Annotated in this window: 17 protein-coding genes; 8 read left to right on the forward strand and 9 right to left on the reverse strand. The window is 65.7% G+C overall.

The window, feature by feature from the left end:
* Nucleotides 1-65: 65 nt before the first annotated feature.
* Together C7402_RS12350 and treF are read right to left on the reverse strand one after the other, a co-directional pair.
* Complete coding sequence (locus C7402_RS12350; RefSeq protein WP_116610859.1) at nucleotides 66-740, reverse strand: HAD family hydrolase; 675 nt, start codon at nucleotides 738-740, stop codon at nucleotides 66-68.
* 118 nt (nucleotides 741-858) lie between these two features.
* Nucleotides 859-2784: an alpha,alpha-trehalase TreF gene (treF, locus tag C7402_RS12355; RefSeq protein WP_116611059.1), complete on the reverse strand. Its 1926-nt coding sequence runs from the start codon at nucleotides 2782-2784 to the stop codon at nucleotides 859-861.
* A 223-nt stretch (nucleotides 2785-3007) separates the two neighbouring features.
* On the opposite strand from treF, the gene pobA reads away from it, so the two are divergent.
* Nucleotides 3008-4180: a 4-hydroxybenzoate 3-monooxygenase gene (gene pobA, locus C7402_RS12360; protein ID WP_112173003.1), complete on the forward strand. Its 1173-nt coding sequence runs from the start codon at nucleotides 3008-3010 to the stop codon at nucleotides 4178-4180.
* Nucleotides 4181-4256: 76 nt separating this feature from the next.
* On the opposite strand, the gene C7402_RS12365 is transcribed toward pobA, so the two are convergent.
* The 4 genes from C7402_RS12365 to C7402_RS12380 form a co-directional block, all read right to left on the reverse strand.
* Nucleotides 4257-5309: an Ldh family oxidoreductase gene (locus C7402_RS12365; RefSeq protein WP_116610860.1), complete on the reverse strand. Its 1053-nt coding sequence runs from the start codon at nucleotides 5307-5309 to the stop codon at nucleotides 4257-4259.
* Between the two features lie 39 nt (nucleotides 5310-5348).
* Nucleotides 5349-6845: a DASS family sodium-coupled anion symporter gene (locus tag C7402_RS12370; RefSeq protein ID WP_112173005.1), complete on the reverse strand. Its 1497-nt coding sequence runs from the start codon at nucleotides 6843-6845 to the stop codon at nucleotides 5349-5351.
* Between the two features lie 420 nt (nucleotides 6846-7265).
* A complete protein-coding gene (locus C7402_RS12375; RefSeq protein WP_112173006.1) occupies nucleotides 7266-7607 on the reverse strand; it encodes a DUF4148 domain-containing protein in 342 nt (113 codons plus the stop codon).
* A gap of 175 nt (nucleotides 7608-7782) precedes the next feature.
* Nucleotides 7783-8460: a DJ-1/PfpI family protein gene (locus C7402_RS12380; protein WP_116610861.1), complete on the reverse strand. Its 678-nt coding sequence runs from the start codon at nucleotides 8458-8460 to the stop codon at nucleotides 7783-7785.
* A 199-nt stretch (nucleotides 8461-8659) separates the two neighbouring features.
* Between C7402_RS12380 and C7402_RS12385 the strand changes: the two genes are divergently transcribed.
* The gene (locus tag C7402_RS12385) at nucleotides 8660-10171 is read left to right on the forward strand and encodes a peptide MFS transporter (protein WP_116610862.1); all 1512 of its coding nucleotides are present in this window, start codon (nucleotides 8660-8662) and stop codon (nucleotides 10169-10171) included.
* 110 nt (nucleotides 10172-10281) lie between these two features.
* On the opposite strand, the gene C7402_RS12390 is transcribed toward C7402_RS12385, so the two are convergent.
* The gene (locus tag C7402_RS12390) at nucleotides 10282-10719 is read right to left on the reverse strand and encodes a carboxymuconolactone decarboxylase family protein (RefSeq protein WP_112173009.1); all 438 of its coding nucleotides are present in this window, start codon (nucleotides 10717-10719) and stop codon (nucleotides 10282-10284) included.
* Nucleotides 10720-10923: 204 nt separating this feature from the next.
* Here C7402_RS12390 and pdxR point away from each other — a divergent pair, with 204 nt between their 5' ends.
* From pdxR to C7402_RS12405, 3 genes are all read left to right on the forward strand, one after another.
* The gene (pdxR, locus tag C7402_RS12395) at nucleotides 10924-12444 is read left to right on the forward strand and encodes a MocR-like pyridoxine biosynthesis transcription factor PdxR (protein ID WP_116610863.1); all 1521 of its coding nucleotides are present in this window, start codon (nucleotides 10924-10926) and stop codon (nucleotides 12442-12444) included.
* A gap of 301 nt (nucleotides 12445-12745) precedes the next feature.
* A complete protein-coding gene (locus C7402_RS12400; RefSeq protein WP_112173011.1) occupies nucleotides 12746-13195 on the forward strand; it encodes an HU family DNA-binding protein in 450 nt (149 codons plus the stop codon).
* 252 nt (nucleotides 13196-13447) lie between these two features.
* Nucleotides 13448-14347, forward strand: a complete 900-nt coding sequence (locus C7402_RS12405; RefSeq protein ID WP_116610864.1) for a LysR substrate-binding domain-containing protein — start codon at nucleotides 13448-13450, stop codon at nucleotides 14345-14347.
* Nucleotides 14348-14561: 214 nt separating this feature from the next.
* Here C7402_RS12405 and C7402_RS12410 read toward each other — a convergent pair whose 3' ends face one another.
* The gene (locus C7402_RS12410; protein ID WP_116610865.1) at nucleotides 14562-15752 is read right to left on the reverse strand and encodes a porin; all 1191 of its coding nucleotides are present in this window, start codon (nucleotides 15750-15752) and stop codon (nucleotides 14562-14564) included.
* Between the two features lie 219 nt (nucleotides 15753-15971).
* Complete coding sequence (locus C7402_RS12415) at nucleotides 15972-17381, reverse strand: YihY/virulence factor BrkB family protein (protein WP_116610866.1); 1410 nt, start codon at nucleotides 17379-17381, stop codon at nucleotides 15972-15974.
* A 183-nt stretch (nucleotides 17382-17564) separates the two neighbouring features.
* Between C7402_RS12415 and fdnG the strand changes: the two genes are divergently transcribed.
* The 3 genes from fdnG to C7402_RS12435 are packed head-to-tail and all read left to right on the forward strand — an operon-like array spanning nucleotide 17565 to nucleotide 22200.
* Complete coding sequence (gene fdnG, locus C7402_RS12425) at nucleotides 17565-20636, forward strand: formate dehydrogenase-N subunit alpha (RefSeq protein ID WP_165841871.1); 3072 nt, start codon at nucleotides 17565-17567, stop codon at nucleotides 20634-20636.
* A 12-nt stretch (nucleotides 20637-20648) separates the two neighbouring features.
* A complete protein-coding gene (gene fdxH / locus C7402_RS12430; RefSeq protein ID WP_112173017.1) occupies nucleotides 20649-21587 on the forward strand; it encodes a formate dehydrogenase subunit beta in 939 nt (312 codons plus the stop codon).
* A complete protein-coding gene (locus C7402_RS12435) occupies nucleotides 21574-22200 on the forward strand; it encodes a formate dehydrogenase subunit gamma (protein WP_112173018.1) in 627 nt (208 codons plus the stop codon). Before fdxH ends, C7402_RS12435 begins: the two co-directional genes overlap by 14 nt.
* Nucleotides 22201-22220 lie beyond the last annotated feature (20 nt).

A 22220-nucleotide genomic window follows, 5' to 3' on the forward strand; every position in this document is an offset into this window, starting at 1 on the left:
CGATTTCGAGGTGCGCAAGTTTCGTGCGCGCGGCTCAGGGTGCGCTCAGGGTGCGCTCAGGGCGCTCAGTCGCGCGCACTGATTTCGTCGAGATGGGCGAGCAGATCGGCGGGATCTTCGTACACGCGCAGCGCGCCCGCGCGCTCCAGTTCCTCGGTGCCGTAGCCGCCAGACTGCAAGCCCACGCCGAGCGCGCGGCAGCGCTGCGCGGCGAGCATGTCCCAGACGCTGTCGCCTACCACGATGCAACGCTCGATCGGCACGTTCAGGCGCAGGGCCGCGCCCACGAAAAGATCGGGGTCGGGCTTGGCGTGGCGCACTTCGTCGCGCGTGACGACGGTGGTGACGGCCGGGTCCACGCCGAGCGCCTGGAGGTTCACGGAAGCCGTGGCGAGCCGCCCGCTCGTGGCGATGGCCCACGGCACCTGCGCGGCGGTGAGCGCGTCGAGCAGCGCGCGTGCGCCGGGCAGCGGGCGCACCTGGTCGGAGTGGCGGCGGTAGGCGTCGGCGTGCAGTTGCTGGAGCCGGGCGATGCGCTCCGGCGAGATGGCCTCGTGCGTTTCGCGCAGCAACTGGTTCATGAACAGGCCGCCGCTCATGCCGATGCGGCGATGGATGCGCCACACCGAAAGCTCGATGCCGTCCGCGTCGAGGGCTTCCTTCCACGCGAGCACGTGCTGGTAGACGCTGTCGACGAGCGTGCCGTCGAGGTCGAACAAGAATGCCGTTTCGTTGCGCATGGGGAACTCCGGACGGTTGGCGGCGGGGAGTGCAAATGCGGGCAATACGCTGCGGTACGGCAAAAAGTGTACGCCCGACACGCTGCGCGCGCCCTGTGAAGGCGCGCGCAGCGCTCGCTTACGGAGCGCTGGCTGGCGCAGCCGTGTTCGCCGCTGGGGAGCCGGTCCGCGTACCCTGCGCGGAAGCAGGTGCTTGGGCAGAAGCGGCAGCGGCGGGCGGATACATCTGAAGCAGCACGCGCAGCACGCCATTGGTCCAGCCGAAGCCGTCCTGCAACGGATATTCGCCGCCGCCCGCCGAGGACGCCTTCGTGGCCGAAGCACTCACGTCGTATTTCTCGACCAGTTTGTGCGTGCGCTCGTAGTAGGCGAGATTCGTCGCGATCCAGCGGGTGGCGATTTCCTGCGCGAGGGCCTGCTCGCCGTAGCGGCGCAGCCCCATCACCGCGAGATATTGCAGCGGCGCCCAGCCGTTGGGCTCGTCCCACTGCTGGCCCGTGGCGACCTGGGTGGTGGCGAGGCCGCCCGGGCGCAGCAGTCCGGCGCGCACGGCGGCGGCCACGTCCTGCGCCTGGGATCGGGTCGCGACGCCCGCATAAAGCGGGTACAGCGTTGCCGCCGTGAGCCGGTGCGTGAGCGTGCGGTGCGCGAAGTCGTAGTCGCTGAACGCGTGCAGTTGCGGATCCCAGAGCACGCGGTCAATGGCGTCGGCGCGTTGCTGGGCGCGCTTCGTCATCAATTGGGCTTCGCGCGCGTCGCCCTTGAGGCCGTAGGCCTTCGCGAGCGTGCGTTCGAGGATCACCATCAGCGAATTGAGGTCCACGGGCGCGAGCGAGGTCACGTCGATGGTCGCGAGCGTGCGGCCGTCGGCGAGCCAGCGCGAGCTGTAATCCCAACCCGTTTCCGCGCCCGCGCGCAGGTTGCGCCAGAGGTCCGAGGCGTCGCGCTGCGGCGTCGCGCGCGCCGTGAGGATGTCTTCGCGATACGACTCGTCGCGCGGGCGGTTGCGCGCGTCCCAGTAGCGGTTGAGCAGCGTGCCGTCGGGCAGGCGCACCACATGGCGCGCGGCATGGCCGGGCTTGAGCGTTTGCGCGCCCGCCATCCAGTAGTCGTATTCCTTGCGCAATTGCGGCAGGTAGCGCAGGTAGACGGCGTCGCCGTCCTTTTCCGCGACGAGGCTCACCATCTGCGCGAAAAACGGCGGCTGCGAGCGGCTCAGGTAATACGTGCGATTGCCGTTCGCGATGTGCCCGTAGCGGTCGATCAGCGCGGCGAAGTTGTTCAGCTCGTCGAGCGCGAGTTCGTGGCCGCCGCTCGCCTCCAGCCCGAGCATGATGAAGTACGAGTCCCAGTAGTAGATCTCGTTGAAGCGCCCGCCCGGCACGACATACGCATAGGGCAGCGGCAGCAGCGACGAATACGGGTTCGGCTTCGCGTCGGGGCGGCGGCTCAGCACGTTCCAGAGCGTGTCGATATGGCCGACCACGTCCTGGTTCGGATCGGAAACATAGTGGTCCCCGGTTTGCGCCGGGGCGGTGAAGTACTGGTTCACGAACTGCGTGAGCGCGGCCTTGTGCGCGGCGGCGTCGCGGTCGGCGGCGTGCTGTGCGCGCCAGCGTTCGTAGGCCGCCGTGATCTGGCCGGGACGCTCGTTCGGCAGCATGTCGGCGAACGTTTTACTGTCGGGAAAGATCTGCGCGAGCTGGACGTCGTGGTAGAGGCGGCCGTACAGGTCCGCGGGCGTGGCGGGCTGGTTTTCTTTGGCGGCGGCGTGCTGCTCGGGCGTGTGAACCGGCTTTGGCGATTTTGCCGATTGCGCGGACGGTTGTAATTCCTGCCCACTGGCTTGCACGGGCGCGGAAGCGACGGTGGAGGCGGCTGCGGCCTGGACTTCGGCCGCGCCGGCGTCGTTGGCGAGCGCAAGCGTGAGACTCAGCGCGGCTGCGAATGAGGCTGCGAATGAAGCGGCAAGCGAAGCTGTAAGCGGTGCGAAGCGGTGTTTCGTTCTGGGATTGGCGGACTGGGAGCGGAGCGGAAAAGGCATGGGCGCGGTGTTCTTGGTGACGGGGAGCACGCGAACGCCCAGGTGGCGGGCGCAGGCGAAGCGTGCCGATGAGCAATTTCCGTTCCGCGCGAGCGCCACAGCTTTGTCACGTTATTCGAAATCGGGATAGTCCATATTCGCCATATCGCGTTGCGCGATAACGGACCCTGCGGCGAAACTTGCCAAAAATCAATTCAAGCAACGCCGCATTCAGGAGACATCCATGCGCACCCAGGTTGGCATCATCGGCGCAGGGCCCGCGGGCCTGCTTCTTTCCCATCTTCTGCACCTTCGCGGCATCGACTCGGTCGTGCTGGAGCTGCGCGGCCGCGAGCAGATCGAATCGACCATTCGTGCCGGCGTGCTTGAGCAAGGCACGATGGACGTGCTCACCGAAGCCGGCGTCGGCGCGCGCATGCAGGCCGAAGGCGCGGTGCATCACGGCTTCGAGCTGGCGTTCGAAGGCAAGCGCCGCCGCATCGATCTCACCGGCCTCACCGGCAAGGCCATCACCGTCTATGCGCAGCACGAAGTGCTCAAGGACCTCGTGGCCGCGCGCGTGGCCGCGGACGGCAAGCTGTTCTTCAACGTGTCGAACACGTCGATTCACGACATCGAAAGCAATTCGCCGTCGATCCGCTTCACGCACGAAGGCGAAGCACACCAACTGCACTGCGACTACGTGATCGGCTGCGACGGTTTTCACGGCGTGTCGCGCGCCGCGATTCCGGCGTCGCTGCGCCAGGATTACGAGCGCGTGTTCCCGTTCGGCTGGTTCGGCATTCTCGCCGAGGCGCCGCCCACCTCCGACGAGCTGATCTACGCGCGCCACGAGCGCGGCTTCGCGCTCATCAGCACGCGCTCGCCGAACGTGCAGCGCATGTATTTCCAGTGCGATCCGAAGGACAACGTCGACAACTGGTCCGACGACCGCATCTGGGCCGAGCTGCACGCGCGCGTCGATTCGCTCGAAGGCCATCGGGTCGTGGAGGGCAAGATCTTCCAGAAGAACATCGTGGGCATGCGCAGCTTCGTTTCCACGACGATGCAGCACGGCCGCCTCTTTCTCGCGGGCGACGCGGCGCATATCGTGCCGCCCACGGGCGCGAAGGGCCTGAATCTCGCGGTGTCGGACGTGCGCGTGCTGACCGCCGCGCTCGTGGCCTTCTACAAGGAGAGCCGCACCGATCTGCTCGACGCCTATAGCGAAACGGCGCTGCGCCGCATCTGGCGCGCCGAGCATTTCTCGTACTGGATGACGCGCATGATGCACCGCCTCGACGACGCCTCGCCGTTCGAACAGCGCTTGCAGGTCGCGGAACTGGAGCACGTCACCACGTCGCGCGCCGCCGCCACGGCGATGGCCGAGAACTATGTGGGTGCGGTCGCGGTGTAAGGTAAGCGCTGCGAATGAAAAGGCCGTGCGGGTTTGCGACCCGCACGGCCTTTTGTTTTGGGCAACGCAGGTCCGCTCAAAGCGGCGCGAGCGGCACGACGCCCAGTTCGCTCGCCAGATCGGCGAAGGGCTTGCGCACGGAATCGGGCAGTACGATGGTCTGCATGTGCCGCGCGCGATTTTCCGCTTCGTACTGCCCCGGATACTGCACCGGTTGCGCGGGGTCCTGGGGCGGGCAACTGAGCAGATAGTCGAGGAACGCTTCGACCTGCTGCGAGCGCCAGGTCGTGTTGAAGTCCACCTGCGGGTCGAGCACCAGCGCGAACATATTGTTGGTGGCGACGCCATTGCGCGGATTGTCGGGGTGGATCGTGCCGCCGCCCGAGAGCACGCCCGCGAGCAGCTCCGCCACGAGCACGAGTGCGTAGCCCTTGTGCAGACCGAACGGCAGCAGCGCGCCGGGCGGGTTGGCGAACACCACGTTCGGGTCGGTGGTCGGCTGGCCGTTGGCGTCGATCAGTGAGTTTTCCGGCGCTTCGAGGCCGTTTTCGGCGAGCACGCGCGCCTTGTTGACGGCGATCGCGCTGGTGGCGATATCCACCACGAAAGGCGGCCGGCCGCCCGGCAGCGGCCCCGCGAAACACAGCGGATTGGTCGTGAGGCGCGCCTCGCGTCCGCCGAACGGCGCGACGATCGGCGGACGGTTGACCACGTTGGTGAAGGCCAGCAGCACATAACCTTGCGCCGCGACCATTTCGCCGTAGTGGCCCATGCGCCCGAGATGGTGGCTGTGGCGCAGCGTCACGATGCACTGGCCGTGCTCGCGCACGCGCGCGATGGCGTCGTCGATCACGACTTTGCCCACGTGCTGGCCGAAGCCGCTGTGGCCGTCGTAGGCGATCAGGCTGCCGCGGTCCACCACGCGCTCGGCGCGGCCGTCGGGCGTGACGAAGCCCGCGGCCAGCACGCGCCGGTAGTTCGGCAGGATCGAGAGACCGTGGCTCGCGTAGCCCACGCGGTCGGATTCGATCAGGTGATCGGCGACGTCGGCGGCGATGTCCGCGGGCACCGAGACTTGCGTGAGCACGGCCGTGGCGTAGCGGCGTGCGTCATCGATATTGACTTCCATGAGCGGCCTCCCTGGCGGTAACAGGTTGGAGTGCGGCGTTCAGATCCAGCCCAGCCAGCGCCACCACGTCGCGGCGAACAGCAGCAGGAGCAGGTAGCCGACTATCGTGAGCACGATGCCTACGCGCGCGAACTGCTTCGCCGTGAAGGTTTCCGTGGCGAGGCACACCATGTTTTGCGGCGCGTTGATCGGCAGGATGAAGCCGAAGCTCACGACGAAGCCGAGCAGCATCGTGAGCCCGAGCCGGTTGAAGTCGCCCTGCATGGACTGGAGCACCGACACCAGAATCGGCAACATGGCGGAGGTGAGCGCCGTGGCGCTCGCAAAACCGAGGTGAATGAGGATGAGGAAGGCCGAGAGAATCGCGAAGGCCATGAACGGGCTGGCGGTGTCGAGCCCCGTGTGGTGCGCGACGAGGTCGCCGAGCCACTGGCCCGCCTTCGTCGTGAGCAGCGCCGTGCCGAGGCTGATGCCCACGCCGAACACGATCACCGTGCCCCAGGGAATGCGGTTCTGCACGGTCTTCCAGTCCATCACGCCAAAGCGCGGCAACAGCAGCAGCACGAGGCCCACGTAAGTGACGGAAGTGGTGTCGAAGGGGTGCAGCTTGCCTTCGGTCGCCCAGAAACACAGCAAGCCGATGGCGACGCCCAGCAGGCGTTTTTGCGGGCCCGTCATGGGGCCGAGTTCGCGCAGCGACGCTTCGACGGCTTCCTTGCCGCCCGCGATCGCGTCGGCTTCCGGCGGCATCATCTTGAGCACGATGACAAGCAGCGCCACCGACATCACGATCGCCCACGGCGCACCCGCGATGAGCCAGTCGAGCCAGGTGACGCGCGCGCCGAGCATCTTGTCCATGAAGCCCACGGTGAGCAGGTTTTGCGCGGCGGCGGTCTGAATGCCGACGTTCCAGATGCTGGTGGCCTCGGCCACCACGATCATGATGCCCGCCGCGATATTCGAGCGCTTGTCCACGCCGAACGCGGAAATCACGCCCACCATGATCGGCACGACGCAGGCGCTGCGCGCGGTGGCGCTCGGCACGACGAGCGAGAGCACGATGGTCACGGCGATGGCGCCGATCAGGATGCGCCGCGTGGTGGTGCCGATGAGCGAGAGCGTGACGAGCGCGATGCGCCGGTCGAGGCCCGTGACGGTCATTGCCGCCGAGATGAAGAGGGCGCCCGCCACGAGCGCGAGCGCGGAGTTGGAGAAGCCCGCGAGCGCCATGGTGATGGCCTTGTTGGTGCCATACATGACGGCCGGGTTCTCGATGGTGGGCGCGGTGCCCACGAGAAACGCCATGAGCGAGGTGATGATGATGGCGCTCGCCTCGTACGACACGGCCTCGGTGAGCCACACGACCACGGCGAAGGCGAGGATGGCGAGCATGCGCTGTCCGGCGGGTGGCAGGCTCGCGGGCAGGGGCAGCACAAGCACGACGACGAGGGCGATCACGCCCGCGATCAGGCCCACAGGTATGCCTTTTTTCTGCGGCCCGGCGCTCGCGTTGGCGGCCGGCTGGGGTGCGTTCATGACGATGACTCCATGTTGGGCATGCATGTGGCGCGCCGATGTGAAGCGCGTGCAGCGTCGATGGGGCGGTCTTGCTGGTTGCGATGCTGTTTGACGTGCGGTTGCCGGATGAAGCGGCGCGATCGCTTCGCGGATGGTACTGCCATTCGACTGATGAAGCGTTCGGGGTGTCCGGCGCGGGCGTGCGGGAGCCGGCGGGAGAGGCATGCGAACAGCGCAAGAACAGCGCGCGAATAGGCGCGCGAATGGCGCAATCAGCGCGATTTACGTGTCGTGGCGCAGAGGGGTGGCTGGAGCCAGAGGCGTTCGAAGCGGCGCGAGGGCCGTTTCGAACGCATGCAGAATGTTTTGACTACGCGAGAAAGAGCGCGTGAACGACCAGGTGCTGCGCGCGATGATCGCGCGCGGCGGCGATGCGCCTTACTGGCTCGCGCCGGCGGCTGCGTTGGCTTTCTTCTGTGCGTCCTGGAGGTTCTGCGGATAGTTCGGGTCGTTCAGCGCCGGCTTGTAGCCCGCGTCTTCCAGCTTCTTCAGCTCGGCGGTATTTTTCGCGCGGGCAGCCTTGCGTTCGGCTTTGTGCTGCGCTTTGGCTTGCGCCTTGGCCTGCTTCTTCTGCTCCTTGGCGGTGAGCGGTTGCGAGGCGGCGGCCTCGGCGGCGGCCGGTGCGCTGGCTTCGGTTTGCGCGAATGCCGGCGCGGCGGCGCCGATCAGGAATGCGGCGGTCGCCGCGGCGAGAGCGAGCTTGCTGGTGGTGGAGCGCATCAAATCCCCTAATGATTGGTTTGTACGGCTTGCCCAGGGCTGGGCGGCCGGGCGGGCCGTGCGTGCTGCATACCCGGCTCGCCCGGCAAACAATGTATACGATCCACGTTAAAGACGGTAGCAAGCGCAGACCCTGGCACGTGGCGAGGGTGGCCTGAAGCCTGAAGCCCGGGGTCTAGAGCTTCGCGGCGGCCGCTGCGACGATACGCGCGCGCTCGGCGAGCGAGGCGGCTGATTGCGCGCGCAACCTTTCCACGATCGCGCGCGGGGCGGTGGCGGGGTCGCCCGCGTCGAAGGGCGGCGCCGGCGCGTATTCGAGTTCCAGCTGGAGCGCCTGGGCGGCCTCTTCGCCGATCAGCTCCGCGGCCAGCGTCAATGCGAAATCGATGCCCGCGGTGATGCCGCCGCCGGTCAGCACGTTGCCGTCGCGCACCACGCGCGCCTTCACGGGCAGCGCGCCCAGCGGCTCCAGCAGTTCGTGAAAGGCCCAGTGCGTGGTCGCGCGCCGCCCGCGCAGCAGCCCGGCCGCGCCGAGCACGAGCGCGCCCGTGCAAACCGAGGTGACATAGCGCGCCTCGCTCGCCTGGCGGCGCAGGAAGGCGAGCGTCTCCTCATCGGGAATCAGTTGCCCGACGCCGCTGCCGCCCGGCACGCAGATCACGTCGAGGGGCGGGCAGTCGTCGAAGGTCGTGTCCGGCGTGAGCGTGAGGCCGGTGCTGGAGCGTACGGGTTCGTGCGTTTTCCAGATGAGCCGCGCCTGCGTGTCGGGCATCGAGGCGAGCACGTCATAGGGGCCGGTGAGGTCGAGTTGCTGGACGTTGGGAAAGACGAGAAAGCCGATTTGCAGCGCCATGGAGTGTCCCCGATCAAGGTTTGGGTATCGTAAAAAGCCGGCGGCGTGCCGGGCGGACGGGAATCACTGTAGCCTTGCGCGGGCGCGCTACCGTGCCAAAAACGCTGCAAAAACTGCCAGCGGCGCACGCTGCGCGCAACGCCCGGTGCGCGTGCGTACAATCGCGCGCAATGCAGGACCGCGACAGGAAACAAGCGCCATGAACACGCCAGCCACGACTCCGCCCAGCCGCACCCGCTCGTTTACGACGGTGTTCTTGATCGAGATGTGGGAGCGCTTCGGTTACTACGGCATGGCGGCGCTGCTGGTGCTGTTCATGGTCGAAAAGGTCGGCTTCACCGACCGCCACGCCAACCTCACCTGGGGCGCCTTCGTGGCGCTCGTATTCGCGGCGCCCGCCATCGGCGGGTGGATCGGCGACCAGGTGCTCGGCGCGCGGCGCTCGATGCTGGCGGGCGCGGCGATTCTCGCGGCGGGGTATCTGATGCTCGCCCTGCCCAACGACAGCCTTCAGCACATGTATGCGTCGCTGGGGGTGATCGTGGTCGGCAACGGTCTCTTCAAGTCCAACGCCGCAAACCTCGTGCGCCGTATCTACGAGGGCGACGACGCCCAGCTCGACAGCGCGTTCACCATCTATTACATGGCGGTGAATATCGGCTCGACCATCTCGATGCTCGCCACGCCGTGGATCAAGGAGCATTGGGGCTGGCACGCCGCGTTCGGCGTGTGCTGCGCGGGCATGGTGCTCGGCCTCGTCAACTTCTTCCTGATGCGCCGCTCGCTCGCGCATATCGGCTCGGCCCCCGACGAACAACCTCTGAACCTGGGCCGGGTCGCGCTCGTGGCCGTGGGCGCCGTGGCGCTCGGCGCGGGCACGCTGTTCGTGCTCCAGCACGAGGCGATCGCGCGCGGCTGCGTGTATGTCGCGGCCATCGCGATTCTGGCGATCTTCGGCTGGATGCTCGTGCGCTGCGAGCACGCCGAGCGGGCCGGTCTGATCGCCGCGCTGATCCTCACGCTCCAGGTGATCCTGTTCTTCGTGTTCTATCAGCAGATGTCGACGTCGCTCACGCTCTTCGCGCTGCGCAATGTCGATCCGCAGTTCACGCTGTTCGGCATCGACCTGTTCCGCTGGAGCCCCGCGCAGTTCCAGGCGCTCAACCCGCTGTGGATCATGGTGCTTTCTCCGGTGCTCGCCGCGCTGTATACCGTGCTTGCCCGGCGCGGGCGCGACGTGCCGGTGGCCGTGAAATATGCGCTCGGCTTCGCCGTCGTCGCGGCGGGCTTTTTCGTGTTCGCGATGAGCGGGCGCTACGCGGTGGAAGGGCGCGTGTCGTCGTGGTTCATGGTGGGCGGCTACGGGCTCTATTCGCTCGGAGAACTGCTCGTGAGCGGCCTGGGCCTCGCGATGATCGCGCGTTACGTGCCCGCGCGCATGAGTGGCTTCATGATGGGCGCGTACTTCGTCGCAACCGGCGTCTCGCAGTATCTGGGCAGCGTGGTGGCCAATTTCGCGCAGATGCCCTCGGGCGAGCTCGATCCGCTCGCCTCGCTGCCGCTCTATACGCGGCTCTTCACGGGGCTTGGCTGGCTCGCGTCGATCGGCGTGGTGGTGGCCGTGCTGCTGCTGCCGCTCATGAACCGCCTCTCGCGCGAACACCACGAAAAGAGCCTCGCGCAAGCCGCGGCGCGCGAGGCGCAATCGTAGGCGCAGGGTTGCCTCGGTCGCGTCTCTTGTTTCGATTACCGCCGTAACGCGCACGCGCCGCGTTCAGCCGCCTTGTATTAAGCGGCGACTGAACGCGGCGCGCTTCATGCTCAGGCCGGCATCTTGCGGAACGTCACCGCAATGCGGTTCCAGCCGTTGATCGCGATGATCAGCAAGGTCAGGTCGGCGATCTCCTGCTCGGTGAAATGCGGCTTCACGCGTTCCCAAACCTCGTCGGGCACATGGGTTTGCGCGAGCAGCGTGACTGATTCGGTCCATTCGAGCGCGGCGCGCTCGCGCTCCGTGAAGAACGGCGTTTCCCGCCATACCGAGACCGTGGCGAGCCTGCGGTCGGTTTCGCCGCCCTTGCGCGCGTCCGTGGTGTGCATGTCCACGCAGTACGCGCAGCCGTTGATCTGCGAGGCGCGCAGGCGCACCAGTTCCGCGAGCGGCTTTTCGATCGAGCTCTTGCTCACGCGCTCTTCGAGCGCAACCATGGCCTTCGTGCCTTCCGGGCTGGCCTTGTAGAAATCCAGACGTGCTTGCATGACCGTTCACCTCTCAAGTTGAATTGCGTCCACTGCGGATGGGCTGAAACCTGCTCGACTGCGTAGACCACGGAAGCCACTTTATGCGTCGCGCTGGCGCCTTTATATAGCCATTCTGGCAATATCTCGGGTGACCACTTTCGCGCCCGCGAGAGCCTCCTCAACCCCATCCGATCGCCCTCGAACGATACCGGCAGCGCCACCATGGAACTTCACGTCACCGTGTCGGGCCGTCGCGATCTCGCGGGCCAGATCTACCGGCAACTGCGCGACAGCATCGTCGACGGCAGGCTCGCGGGCGGCACGCGCCTGCCTTCCACGCGCGATCTTGCGCGACAGCTCGGCGTGTCGCGCAAGACCACGCTCGACGTTTTCGAGCGGCTGCTGGCGGAGGGCTATCTGATTTCGCGGCGCGGCTCGGGCACCTTCGTCGCCGACACGCTCGAACGGCTGCCTGCGCGCGAACGCGGTCATGAGATTCCGCAGATTCGCGCGGCCACCGCTGCCGCCGCCGAAACCACGGACGCTGTTGGCGGCGCTTCCAGCGGCGCGGCGCATGGCGCGCGGGCCACGCCGTGGTGGCAGGCTCGGGCGCAAGCGCACGCGGCGGGCGACACGCTGCCGCGCCTCGACGCGCGGCTCGCGTGCGACTTCGCGGGCGGCGTGACGGACAAAGCGCGCTTTCCGTTCGACATCTGGCGGCGCTGCATCAACGACGCGCTGCGCGTGCAGGCGCGCGGCTACGGCATGTATCGCGAGCCGGCCGGCGAGGAGAAGCTGCGGCTCGCGGTCTCGCGCTATCTCGCCTTCAACCGCGCGGTGCAGGCCAACTGGGAAGACGTGATCGTCACGCAAGGCGCGCAGCAGGCGCTCGATCTGCTCGCGCGGGTGACGCTCGAACGCGGCGACGTGGTGGCGGTGGAGGACCCCGGCTATCCGCCCGCGCGCGACATTTTCGCCGCGCTCGGCGCGAAGGTCGTGCCGGTGCCCGTGGACGGCGAGGGCCTCGTGATCGAGCGTTTGCCCAAGGCGGCGCGGGTCGTCTACGTCACGCCTTCGCACCAGTTTCCGCTCGGCATGCCGATGAGTCTCGGGCGGCGCGTGGCGCTGCTCGAATGGGCGCAGACGCACGGCGCGCTCGTGATCGAAGACGACTACGACTGCGAATACCGTTTCGAGGGGCGCTCGATGGAGCCGCTCAAGAGTCTCGACAATGCCGGTCTCGTGGCCTACGTCGGCACGTTTTCGAAGACGATTTTCCCGGAGCTGCGCGTGGGCTACATGGTGCCGCCCGCCGCGCTCGCGGCGCCGCTCGCCCGCGCGCGGCAGATCGGCGACGGCCACGGCTGTGTGCTCACGCAGACGGCGCTCGCCAATTTCATGCTCAACGGCCACTTCGCGCGCCACTTGCGGCGCATGCATCAAAGCTATTCGGAGCGCCGCGACGTGCTGCTCGCGCATCTGCGCGGGCCGCTTTCGCCCTGGCTCGAAGCGGTCACGCCGAACACGGCGGGGCTGCACCTGGCGGCGCGGCTCGTGGCGCCACTCGACGCGGCGAAGGTCGCCGCGGCCGCGCGCGGTGCGTCGATCGGCCTGCATCCGCTCGCGCCGTTTCACCTCGAAGCGCCTGTGCAAAGCGGTTTTCTGTTCGGTTACGGTGCAGTCGACGCCGGGCAAATCGACGCCGCGTTGACGTCGCTCGCCACGCTGCTGCACACGCTTTGACGGATCGCCGCGAGCAAAAACACGCAAAAACGCCATACGTATGGCGTATTCCTGACGACAGGCATGCGCGTCGAGCAGGTCCAGGCGCCGCGCGCGGGCAGCCGTGCGAGCGTCGCCGGTGCACGTTTACCCCTGTAAACAGGCGTCGAAATGCGCGCGAGAGTCTGCGTTGCGCAACAAAATCGTAACGACAATGCAAAAGCTTCACGCAAAACGCTTGCGCATATGTAGAATCCGCCGTTGAAGCATGTGCATTCCGCTGTGCTTCTTCGATTCACTGACCAACACTGGTAGGAGAAACATGCCGACTTCCGCAAAGAAAGTGGCCGCAAAAAAGGCAGCTGCCCCGGCCAAGAAGGTTGTTGCAAAGAAAGCGCCCGCCACCAAGACGGCCGCAGCTAAGAAGGTCGCCGTGAAGGCGTCCGGCGCACCGTCGCCGATCAAGGACACCTTCACGAAGGCCTCGCTGGCTACCCACGTCGCTGAGCGTGCAGGCGTCGAGCCGAAGGCTGCCAAGGCCGTGCTCGCCGCGCTGGAAGACACGATCCTCGGTTCGGTCCACAAGAAGGGCGCTGGCGAATTCACGCTGTCGGGTCTTCTGAAGATCGTCGTGCAGGCAGTGCCGGCGAAGAAGAAGCGCTTCGGCAAGGATCCGTTCACGGGCGAAGAGCGCTGGTTCCCGGCCAAGCCCGCATCGGTTCGCATCAAGGCGCGCGCCCTGAAGAAGCTGAAGGACGCAGCAGCAGCCTGATCGCGCTGAATGCGCCGCAGCCGCGCCCTTCGGGCGGCGGCTACGTGTCAGTACCCAGAAATCCCCGTCGGCGACGAGCCCGCGGGGATTTTTCATTGGTGCACGCCACGCAACATGGGCTGCCGAAAGTATGTGCTGATGTTATGGATGGCTATTCGGTATTATGTTCGTCAGCAGCGGGTCGTTCGTTGATAAAGCAGATTGAGAACACCGACACCACTCGTAATTCTGAAATTTCCATAACATTATCTTATGCCTACCGCCGACCTCAGTTTGCGCCAGGTTGAAGCCTTTCGTGCGTTGATGCAGTGGCGCACCGTGACGCGCGCGGCGGCGGCGCTCGGCATTTCCCAGCCGGCGGTGAGCCGCTTGCTCGCCGACTTCGAAACGAAGATGGAGCTCGCGCTTTTCGAGCGACGCCAGGGACGTCTCCTGCCGACCGTCGAAGCGCACGCGCTGCACGACGAAGTCGAACGCGCGTTCACCGGCTTCGAGCGCGTGACCCAGGCCGCCGCGCTGATTCGTGCACAACGGCGCGGCGTGGTGCGCGTCGCGGCGTCGCCCGATCTTTGCGCGGACTTCATGCCGCGCGTGGCCGCCGCTTTCGCGGGCGAGCACGAGGGCGTCGATCTCGAACTGCTGACCGGCGAAGCGGCGGAAATCGCCGAACGGGTCGCCGCGCAACGCTGCGACGTCGGCTTCGTCACGCAGGCCGTCGCGCATCCTGGCGCGCGGCTCGAGACGCTTGGCGAATGGCCGCTGCGCTGCATCGTGCCGCGCGGACACCGCCTCGCGCGCAAGCGCGTCGTGCAGGCGCAAGACTGCGCTGGCGAGCGTTTCATTTCCTGGGCCGCGGGGAGCGAAGCGCGCATGCGTATCGACGGGATGTTCGCCGGGTGCGGGGTGGCGCGCGAGCTTGGCGTCGAGGTGACGCTGGCGCAGTCCGTGGTGACGATGGTGGAGGCGGGCATGGGCATCGCGCTCGTCGACACGCTCACGGCCCAGCATGCGAGCGCACGCGTCGGCGTGAAGCGTTTTGCGCCGGCGTTACCGTTCGCACTCCATGTCGTGCGCGGCGCGCAGCGTACGGCTACGACGTTGGGCGATGCATTCGTGCAGCACGCGGCCGAAGCACTGGTGCGATTGCGCTGAAACGTCCGCTCGCGCATGCGGCGGGTGGCGGTGCGGGAAGGAAGGTTGGAGGGCGGATTCTAAAATGCGGCGGGCATAAAAAAACCAGCCGGGGCTTGCGCCCGAGGCTGGTTTGTGCAGCGTGTGGTTTTTAGCTGCGTGGTCTCGCTCGCATCGCCGCAATGGCTCGTCAGCCGGTTGCGGCGCCGGGCCGAAGCCCGGTGCAATGCGTTGCTTAGAACTTGTGGCGGATGCCGAGGCTGACCAGTTCTTGCGAGCTCGTCGACGAGTTGTAGCTGTACGAGCCGATTGCCGCGCCGGCGACCGACGTCGTGCCGTCCGCGTTGCGCTGCGTGCCGTTGGCGTGCTGGTAAGCGGCAACAGCGTACAGGTCGGTGCGCTTCGACAGGTTGTAGTCCGCGCCGATCGAAACCTGGTTGTACGTAGCCGACGTGTCGCCAGCGCCGTGCGTGTACGTGTAGCCGAGGCCGAGCAGCAGGGCCGGGTTCAGCTGATAGCCGAGGAAGCCGGCAGCGATGTTGTAGCGCTCCGTCGAACCGAACGTCGAGTAGCCGTCCGACTTGAACTGAACGTTGCTGTAACGTGCGCCGAACGTGAACGGACCTGCGACGTATTGAGCAGCAACCGAAGCCGTACCGATCGACTTGGCCGAAGCGTAGCCGGCGGTGATCTGGTTGTCGAACACGGCGCCCGACGTTGCAGCCGACGACCAGCCAACCACGCCGTCCGACGTACGCGATGCCAGCGACGAGCCGTTGTCCATGCGGAAGTAACCGCCGGCGACGTTGAACGAACCGACGCCGTACGTAGCAGCCGCGCCCCAGCTCTGACCCGAACCGGTTGCACCAGCCACGCCGCCCAGCGCGTACATGCCTTCGAACTGGAAGCCTTGCAGGCTCGGCGAAACGTACTTGATTGCGTTGTTCGTACGCGAGCTGTTGTCGTTGTTGTCGATGTCGCCCGGCGTTGCGAACGTGCTGCCGAAGTAGTTGTCGGCGGTCAGCGGCTGAACCATGTCGACCAGCGGGTCGTACTGGCGGCCGAGGGTGATCGTGCCGTACTGGTCGTGCGACAGGCCGACGAATGCCTGACGGCCGAACATCTTGCCGCCCTGGCCGAGCGTGCCGTTGTTGATGTCAAAGCCGTTTTCCAATTGGAAAATCGCCTTCAGGCCTGCGCCGAGATCTTCCGTGCCCTTCAGGCCCCAGCGGTTGCCCGACAGGTTGCCGCCAGCGAGGCCCCAGAAGTTGTCACTGCCGGCTGCGCCACCGACCGGGCCGGTGTTGTGCGCGAACTGGATCGATTCGTCGATCACACCATAGAGGGTCACGCTGCTTTGAGCGTGCGCGGCACCGGCTGCGGCCAACAGGGCCACCGAGAGGGTCGAGAGAGCGACTCGTTTCATTCTGTTTTCTCCACGCAGAGATTGTTTAGTTGTTGCGCGATGGAGAATAACGCAGGCGGCCAATCGACTAGAACTGAAAAAAAAAGTTTGTCGCGAAAAGCTGACACCGGCCACAATGCCTTGTCAGGCGGGGCCTCCGTCGATTATGTCGCTTTTAGAAATATTGGATTGTTGATCGAACATTATTGTTATTTTTGATAAAAGTTCCGTAAACGCGCGTTATTTTTTGGCCTTGCCGCGGCCTTTGGCGGCTTGCCCGAGAGCCCCGAATTCCGTCACTTGGCGACGTCCCGCGGCGGCCGTCATGGCGAGCGCCGCGCTCGCCACGATCAGCACCGAACCCCACGGATGGCGCTTCACATAGCGGTCGGCGGCGGCGACCGTGCGGCCCGCCTGGACCAGCGTCAGCGCGGCCGCGTAGGTGGCGCTGTCCTCCATGCGCACGACCGAGCGGCGGATCTGAAGACCCGTTTTCAACCGGCCGAACTCGCCGCCGTGGGCGCTCGCGCGCCCGATTGCGCTGAGCGGAGTTTCCGATAGTGTCGATTTGTCTGCCGAAACAGCGGCCGCATACGGCGCAGGCGCTGCCACACCGGCGCTCGCGGTGTTTCCGATCGGCACGGCAGCAGGTGGCGCGGCGGCCGGTCGTGCGGCCGCCTGGCGCGCTTCCAGCACCGGCGCAATGGTGGAGGCGGCCAGCACCGAGGCCAGCTTCGCGCGGCTGCCAGGCGGTGTTTCCTCAAGGAAACCCCACGCGCCGCGCGGGTCGTGCATGCGCCCGCGCGCGGCCGAGAATTCCGCGCCGAGCAGCAACACCGCCGCCGAGAAATACAGCCACATGAGCAGTACCGCGAGCGAGCCGGCCGCGCCGAAGGCCGTCGCCATGCCCGCGTGCGCCAGATAGAGCGCGAACAGCTTCTTGCCCGCCGAGAACAGCACCGCCGCGACAATGCCGCCCACCATCGCGTCGCGCCAGCGCACGTCGGCGTCGGGCAGAAAGCGCAGCAGCGCGCCGAACGCGACGGCGAGCACGATCAGGCCCACCGCGAGCTGTAGCAGGTTGCCGATGATCACATAGGGAGAATTGCCCCAGATCCACTGGCCGACGAACGTGATCGCCGTGTCGAGCACGAGCGAGACGATCAGCAGGAAGGCGACTCCCAGTACGAGGCTGAACGAAATGAGCCGCACGCGCACGAGCGCGAACACGCTGGAGGGCCGCTGCCCGTCCGGCGGCCAGACGATGTTCAGCGCGGTATTGAGCGACGAGAAGGTTGCGGAAGCGCCGATCACGAGCAGGGCGAGCGAGATGATCGCCGCGACGCCGCCCTTGCCGCCCGCCCGGTGCGCGTTCTGCACGATGGTGGTGATGCCTGCGGCGGCGTCGTCGCCAAGCACGTTGTGGACCTGGCGGAACAGCTCGCCGCGCGCGGCGTCGTCGCCGAAGAACCAGCCCGCCACCGCGATCACCATCACGAGCGTGGGCGCGAGCGAGAACGCCGAATAGAACGCGATGCTGGCCGCGAGCGACGGACAGCGGTTGGCGATGAACTGGCGCAGCGCGCCCACCACCCACGACGCTTCCTTGCGGGCGGCGGACTGGAGTCGTTCGGTGGAAAGCGTTGACATGGTGGCGCGCCCCGCGGTGGTTCGTTTTCGTCACAAAGATGGCTGATTCGCCAGTCAATATTAGCAAGCGTGGTTCCCGGACGAGCCCGCGCTGCGCGCGCGACGCTCGCGAACATCCAGCGCGATCCGTCGCCCAAAACGTCTTATACTGAAAAAACCCACAATCAGAGCCGAGGACGAATCATGCTTCAGATGTCCCGGCGCCAGTTCCTCAAGGTCACGGCAACGTCGCTGGCGGGTTCCAGCCTCGCGTTGATGGGTTTCGCACCCGACAACGCGCTTGCTGAGGTCCGACAATACAAACTGGCGCGCACCACTGAAACCCGCAACACCTGCCCGTATTGCTCGGTCGGTTGCGGAATCCTCATGTACGGTCTCGGCGATGGCGCGAAAAACGCGACGACGAGCATCATCCATATCGAGGGCGATCCCGATCACCCCGTCAATCGCGGCACGCTGTGCCCGAAGGGCGCGAGCCTGATCGATTTCATTCATAGCGAGAGCCGCCTCAAGTATCCCGAGTACCGGGCGGCCGGCACGAACGAATGGAAGCGCATGTCGTGGGATGAGGCGCTCGACCGCATCGCGAAGCTGATGAAGGAAGATCGCGACGCGAACTTCGTCGAGAAGACCGACGACGGCAAGACCGTGAACCGCTGGTTGACCACGGGCATGCTGGCCGCTTCGGCGGGCAGCAACGAAGTTGGCTATCTCACGCACAAAGTGGCCCGCAGCATGGGCCTGCTCGCATTCGACAACCAGGCGCGTGTCTGACACGGCCCGACGGTGGCAGGTCTTGCCCCGACGTTTGGCCGTGGTGCGATGACGAACCATTGGGTCGACATTCGCAATGCGGACGTGATTCTGGTGATGGGCGGCAATGCGGCCGAGGCGCATCCGTGCGGCTTCAAGTGGGTCACGGAGGCGAAGGCGCACCGCAAGGCGCGGCTCATCGTGGTGGACCCGCGCTTCACGCGCACGGCATCGGTCGCGGACTTCTACGCGCCGATCCGCACCGGCACGGACGTCGCCTTCCTTGGCGCGGTGATCAACTATTTGCTCACCAACGACAAGATCCAGCACGAGTACGTGAAGAACTACACGGACTTCTCGTTCATCGTGCGCGAGGACTACGCGTTCAACGACGGCATCTTCTCCGGCTACGATCCGCAGAAGCATGCGTATCCGGACAAGTCGTCATGGAACTACGAGCTCGGCGACGACGGTTTCGTGAAGACCGACGACACGTTGCAGAACCCGCGCTGCGTGTATCAGCTGCTCAAGCAGCATTACTCGCGCTATACGCCGGAAATGGTGGAGAAGGTCTGCGGCACGCCGAAGGACAAATTCCTCAAGGTGTGCGAAATGCTTGCGACCACGGCCGAGCCCGGCCGCGCGGGCACGATCATGTACGCGCTCGGCTGGACCCATCACTCGATCGGCTCGCAGAATATCCGCACCGGCGCGATGGTGCAGCTGCTGCTCGGCAATATCGGCATCGCGGGCGGCGGCATGAACGCGCTGCGCGGCCACTCGAACATCCAGGGGCTGACCGACCTCGGGCTCATGTCGAACCTGCTCACGGGCTACATGACGCTGCCGTTCGAAGCGGAGCAGGACTACGGCGAGTACATCAAGAAGCGCGCCGCGCAGCCCATGCGGCCGAATCAGCTGAGCTACTGGAAGAACTACGGCGCCTTCTTCGTGAGCTTCATGAAGTCGTGGTGGGGCGATGCGGCCACGAAGGACAACAACTGGGGCTACGACTGGCTGCCCAAGCTCGACAAGCCGTACGACCTGTTGCAGACCATCGAGCTGATGAATCAGGGCAAGGTCAACGGCTATATCTGCCAGGGCTTCAACGTGATTGCGTCCGCGCCGGACAAGGCCAAGACGGTTTCCGCGCTCAGCAAGCTCAAGTGGCTCGTGATCATGGACCCGCTCGCCATCGAAACGTCCGAGTTCTGGAAGAAGTACGGCGACTATAACGACGTCGACCCGACTGCGATCCAGACCGAGGTGTTCCGTCTGCCTACCACGTGTTTCGCGGAGGAAAACGGCTCGCTCGTGAGTTCGAGCCGCGTGCTGCAATGGCACTGGAAGGGCGCGGAGCCGCCGGGCGAAGCGAAGAGCGACCTCGAAATCATGTCGGGCCTTTTCCTGCGCATGCGCGCGGCGTACCAGAAGGACGGCGGCAAGCTGCCCGACCCGATCGTCAAGCTCGACTGGCCGTATTCGGATCCCGCGAGCCCGACGCCGGAAGAACTGGCGAAGGAGTACAACGGCCGTGCGCTCGCCGACCAGACCGATGCGAAAGATCCCGCCAAGGTGCTCGTGAAGAAGGGCGAGCAGCTTTCGGCCTTCGCGCAACTGAAGGACGACGGCACGACCGCGAGCGGCTGCTGGATCTTCTGCGGCGCGTGGACCCAGGCGGGCAACCAGATGGGCCGGCGCGACAACGACGACCCCACGGGCATCGGCCAGACGCTCAACTGGGCCTGGGCGTGGCCCGCGAACCGGCGCGTGCTCTACAACCGCGCCTCGTGCGACGTGGCGGGCAAGCCTTTCGATCCCACCCGCAAGCTGATTGCCTGGAACGGCAGCGCGTGGACCGGCGCGGACATTCCCGACTACAAGGCCGACGAAGCGCCTGATCTGGGCATGGGGCCGTTCATCATGAACCCCGAGGGTGTGGCGCGCTTCTTCGCCCGCGACGGCATGAACGAAGGTCCATTCCCTGAGCACTACGAACCGTTTGAGAACCCGCTCGGCTACAACCCGTTCCATCCGAACAATCCGCTTGCCACGAGCAATCCGGCGGCGCGCGTGTTCCCCGACGACCGCAAGACCTTCGGGACCGCGCAGCAGTTTCCGCATGTGGCGACCACCTACCGGCTCACCGAGCATTTCCACTTCTGGACGAAGCACGCGCGGCTGAACGCGATCATCCAGCCGCAGCAGTTCGTGGAGATCGGCGAGGCGCTTGCGAAGGAAGTGGGCGTGGTGGCGGGCGAGCGCGTGAAGGTGTCGAGCAATCGGGGCTATCTGATTGCCGTGGCCGTGGTCACCAAGCGCATCAAGCCGCTCACCATCGAAGGTAAGACCGTCCATACCGTTGGCGTGCCGCTGCACTGGGGCTTCAAGGGGCTCACGAAACCGGGTTATCTGACGAATACGCTCACGCCACCCGTGGGCGACGGCAATTCGCAGACACCCGAGTTCAAGTCGTTCCTTGTGAAAGTCGAAAAGGCATAGGGGGCGCGAACCATGGCATTTCAATCACTCGACATCAAGCGCCTTTCGGCCACCACCACGCCGCCACCCGGCGTGCGCGAACCGGTCACGGGCGAGGTCGCGAAGCTCATCGACGTGACCAAGTGCATTGGCTGCAAGGCCTGCCAGACCGCGTGCATGGAGTGGAACGACCTGCGCGACGAAATCGGCGTCAATACGGGCGTCTACGACAACCCGCACGATCTCACCGAGCACTCGTGGACCGTGATGCGATTCTCCGAATACGAGAATCCGGACGGCAACCTCGAATGGCTGATCCGCAAGGACGGCTGCATGCACTGCGAGGACCCGGGCTGTTTGAAGGCGTGTCCTTCGCCGGGCGCGATCGTGCAGTACACGAACGGCATCGTGGATTTCCACGAGGAAAAGTGCATTGGCTGCGGCTTTTGCATCACGGGTTGCCCGTTCAATATTCCACGCCTTTCGCAGAAGGACCGGCGCGTCTACAAGTGCACGCTCTGCTCCGACCGCGTGGCTGTGGGGCAGGAACCCGCGTGCGTGAAGACCTGCCCGACGGGCGCGATCGTGTTCGGCACCAAGGAAGACATGAAGCAGCACGCGGCCGAGCGCATCGTGGACCTCAAGGAGCGTGGCTTCGAAAACGCCGGGCTTTACGATCCGCCAGGCGTGAGCGGTACGCACGTGATGTACGTGCTGCATCACGCCGATCAGCCCTCGCTCTATCACGGGCTGCCTGATCGCCCGCGCATCAGCCCGATGGTGCGGCTCTGGAAGGGCGCGGCCAAACCGATTGCGCTAGGCATCATGGCGCTCACGGCGCTGGCCGGTTTCTTCCACTACACGCGGATCGGCCCGAACGAAGTGACGGAAGAAGATGAAGTTGCCGCGCGCGACGAGGCGCGGCGCATGCGTGGCGAACCGCCCGAGGAGCGCAACGATGAAAGACGATGAACCGCAACTGATCCAGCGCTATACGCCCAACGAGCGCAGCAATCACTGGATTACCGCGATCAGCTTCATCCTGCTCGCGCTCTCGGGCCTCGCGATGTTTCATCCGTCGATGTCGTTTCTCTATGCGGTGTTGGGCGGCGGGCAGTGGACGCGCATTCTGCATCCGTTCATCGGCATCGTGATGTTCGTTTCGTTCCTGATCCTTGCGCTGCGCTTCTGGCATCACAACTATCTGGACAAGGACGACATCCAGTGGATGAAGCAGATGGGCGACGTGCTGAACAATCGCGAGGACAAGCTGCCCGAGATCGGTCGCTACAATGCGGGACAGAAGCTGCTATTCTTCGTGATGGTGGTTTGCCTCGTGCTGTTGCTCGTGAGCGGCATCGTGATCTGGCGGCGATATTTCTCGCTGTATTTCCCGATCGAGATGATCCGGCTCTCTTCGTTGGTGCACGCGGTGGCGGCTTTCGTGCTGATATGCGGCATCATCGTCCATATCTACGCGGCCCTGTGGGTGAAGGGCTCGATCGGTGCGATGACGCGCGGTTACGTCACCTGGGGCTGGGCGAGAAAGCATCATCCGCGCTGGTTCCGCGAGAGCATCAAATAGCACACAGGCAGCGCGCCGCG

Source organism: Paraburkholderia unamae (assembly GCF_003096875.1).
GTDB lineage: Bacteria > Pseudomonadota > Gammaproteobacteria > Burkholderiales > Burkholderiaceae > Paraburkholderia > Paraburkholderia unamae.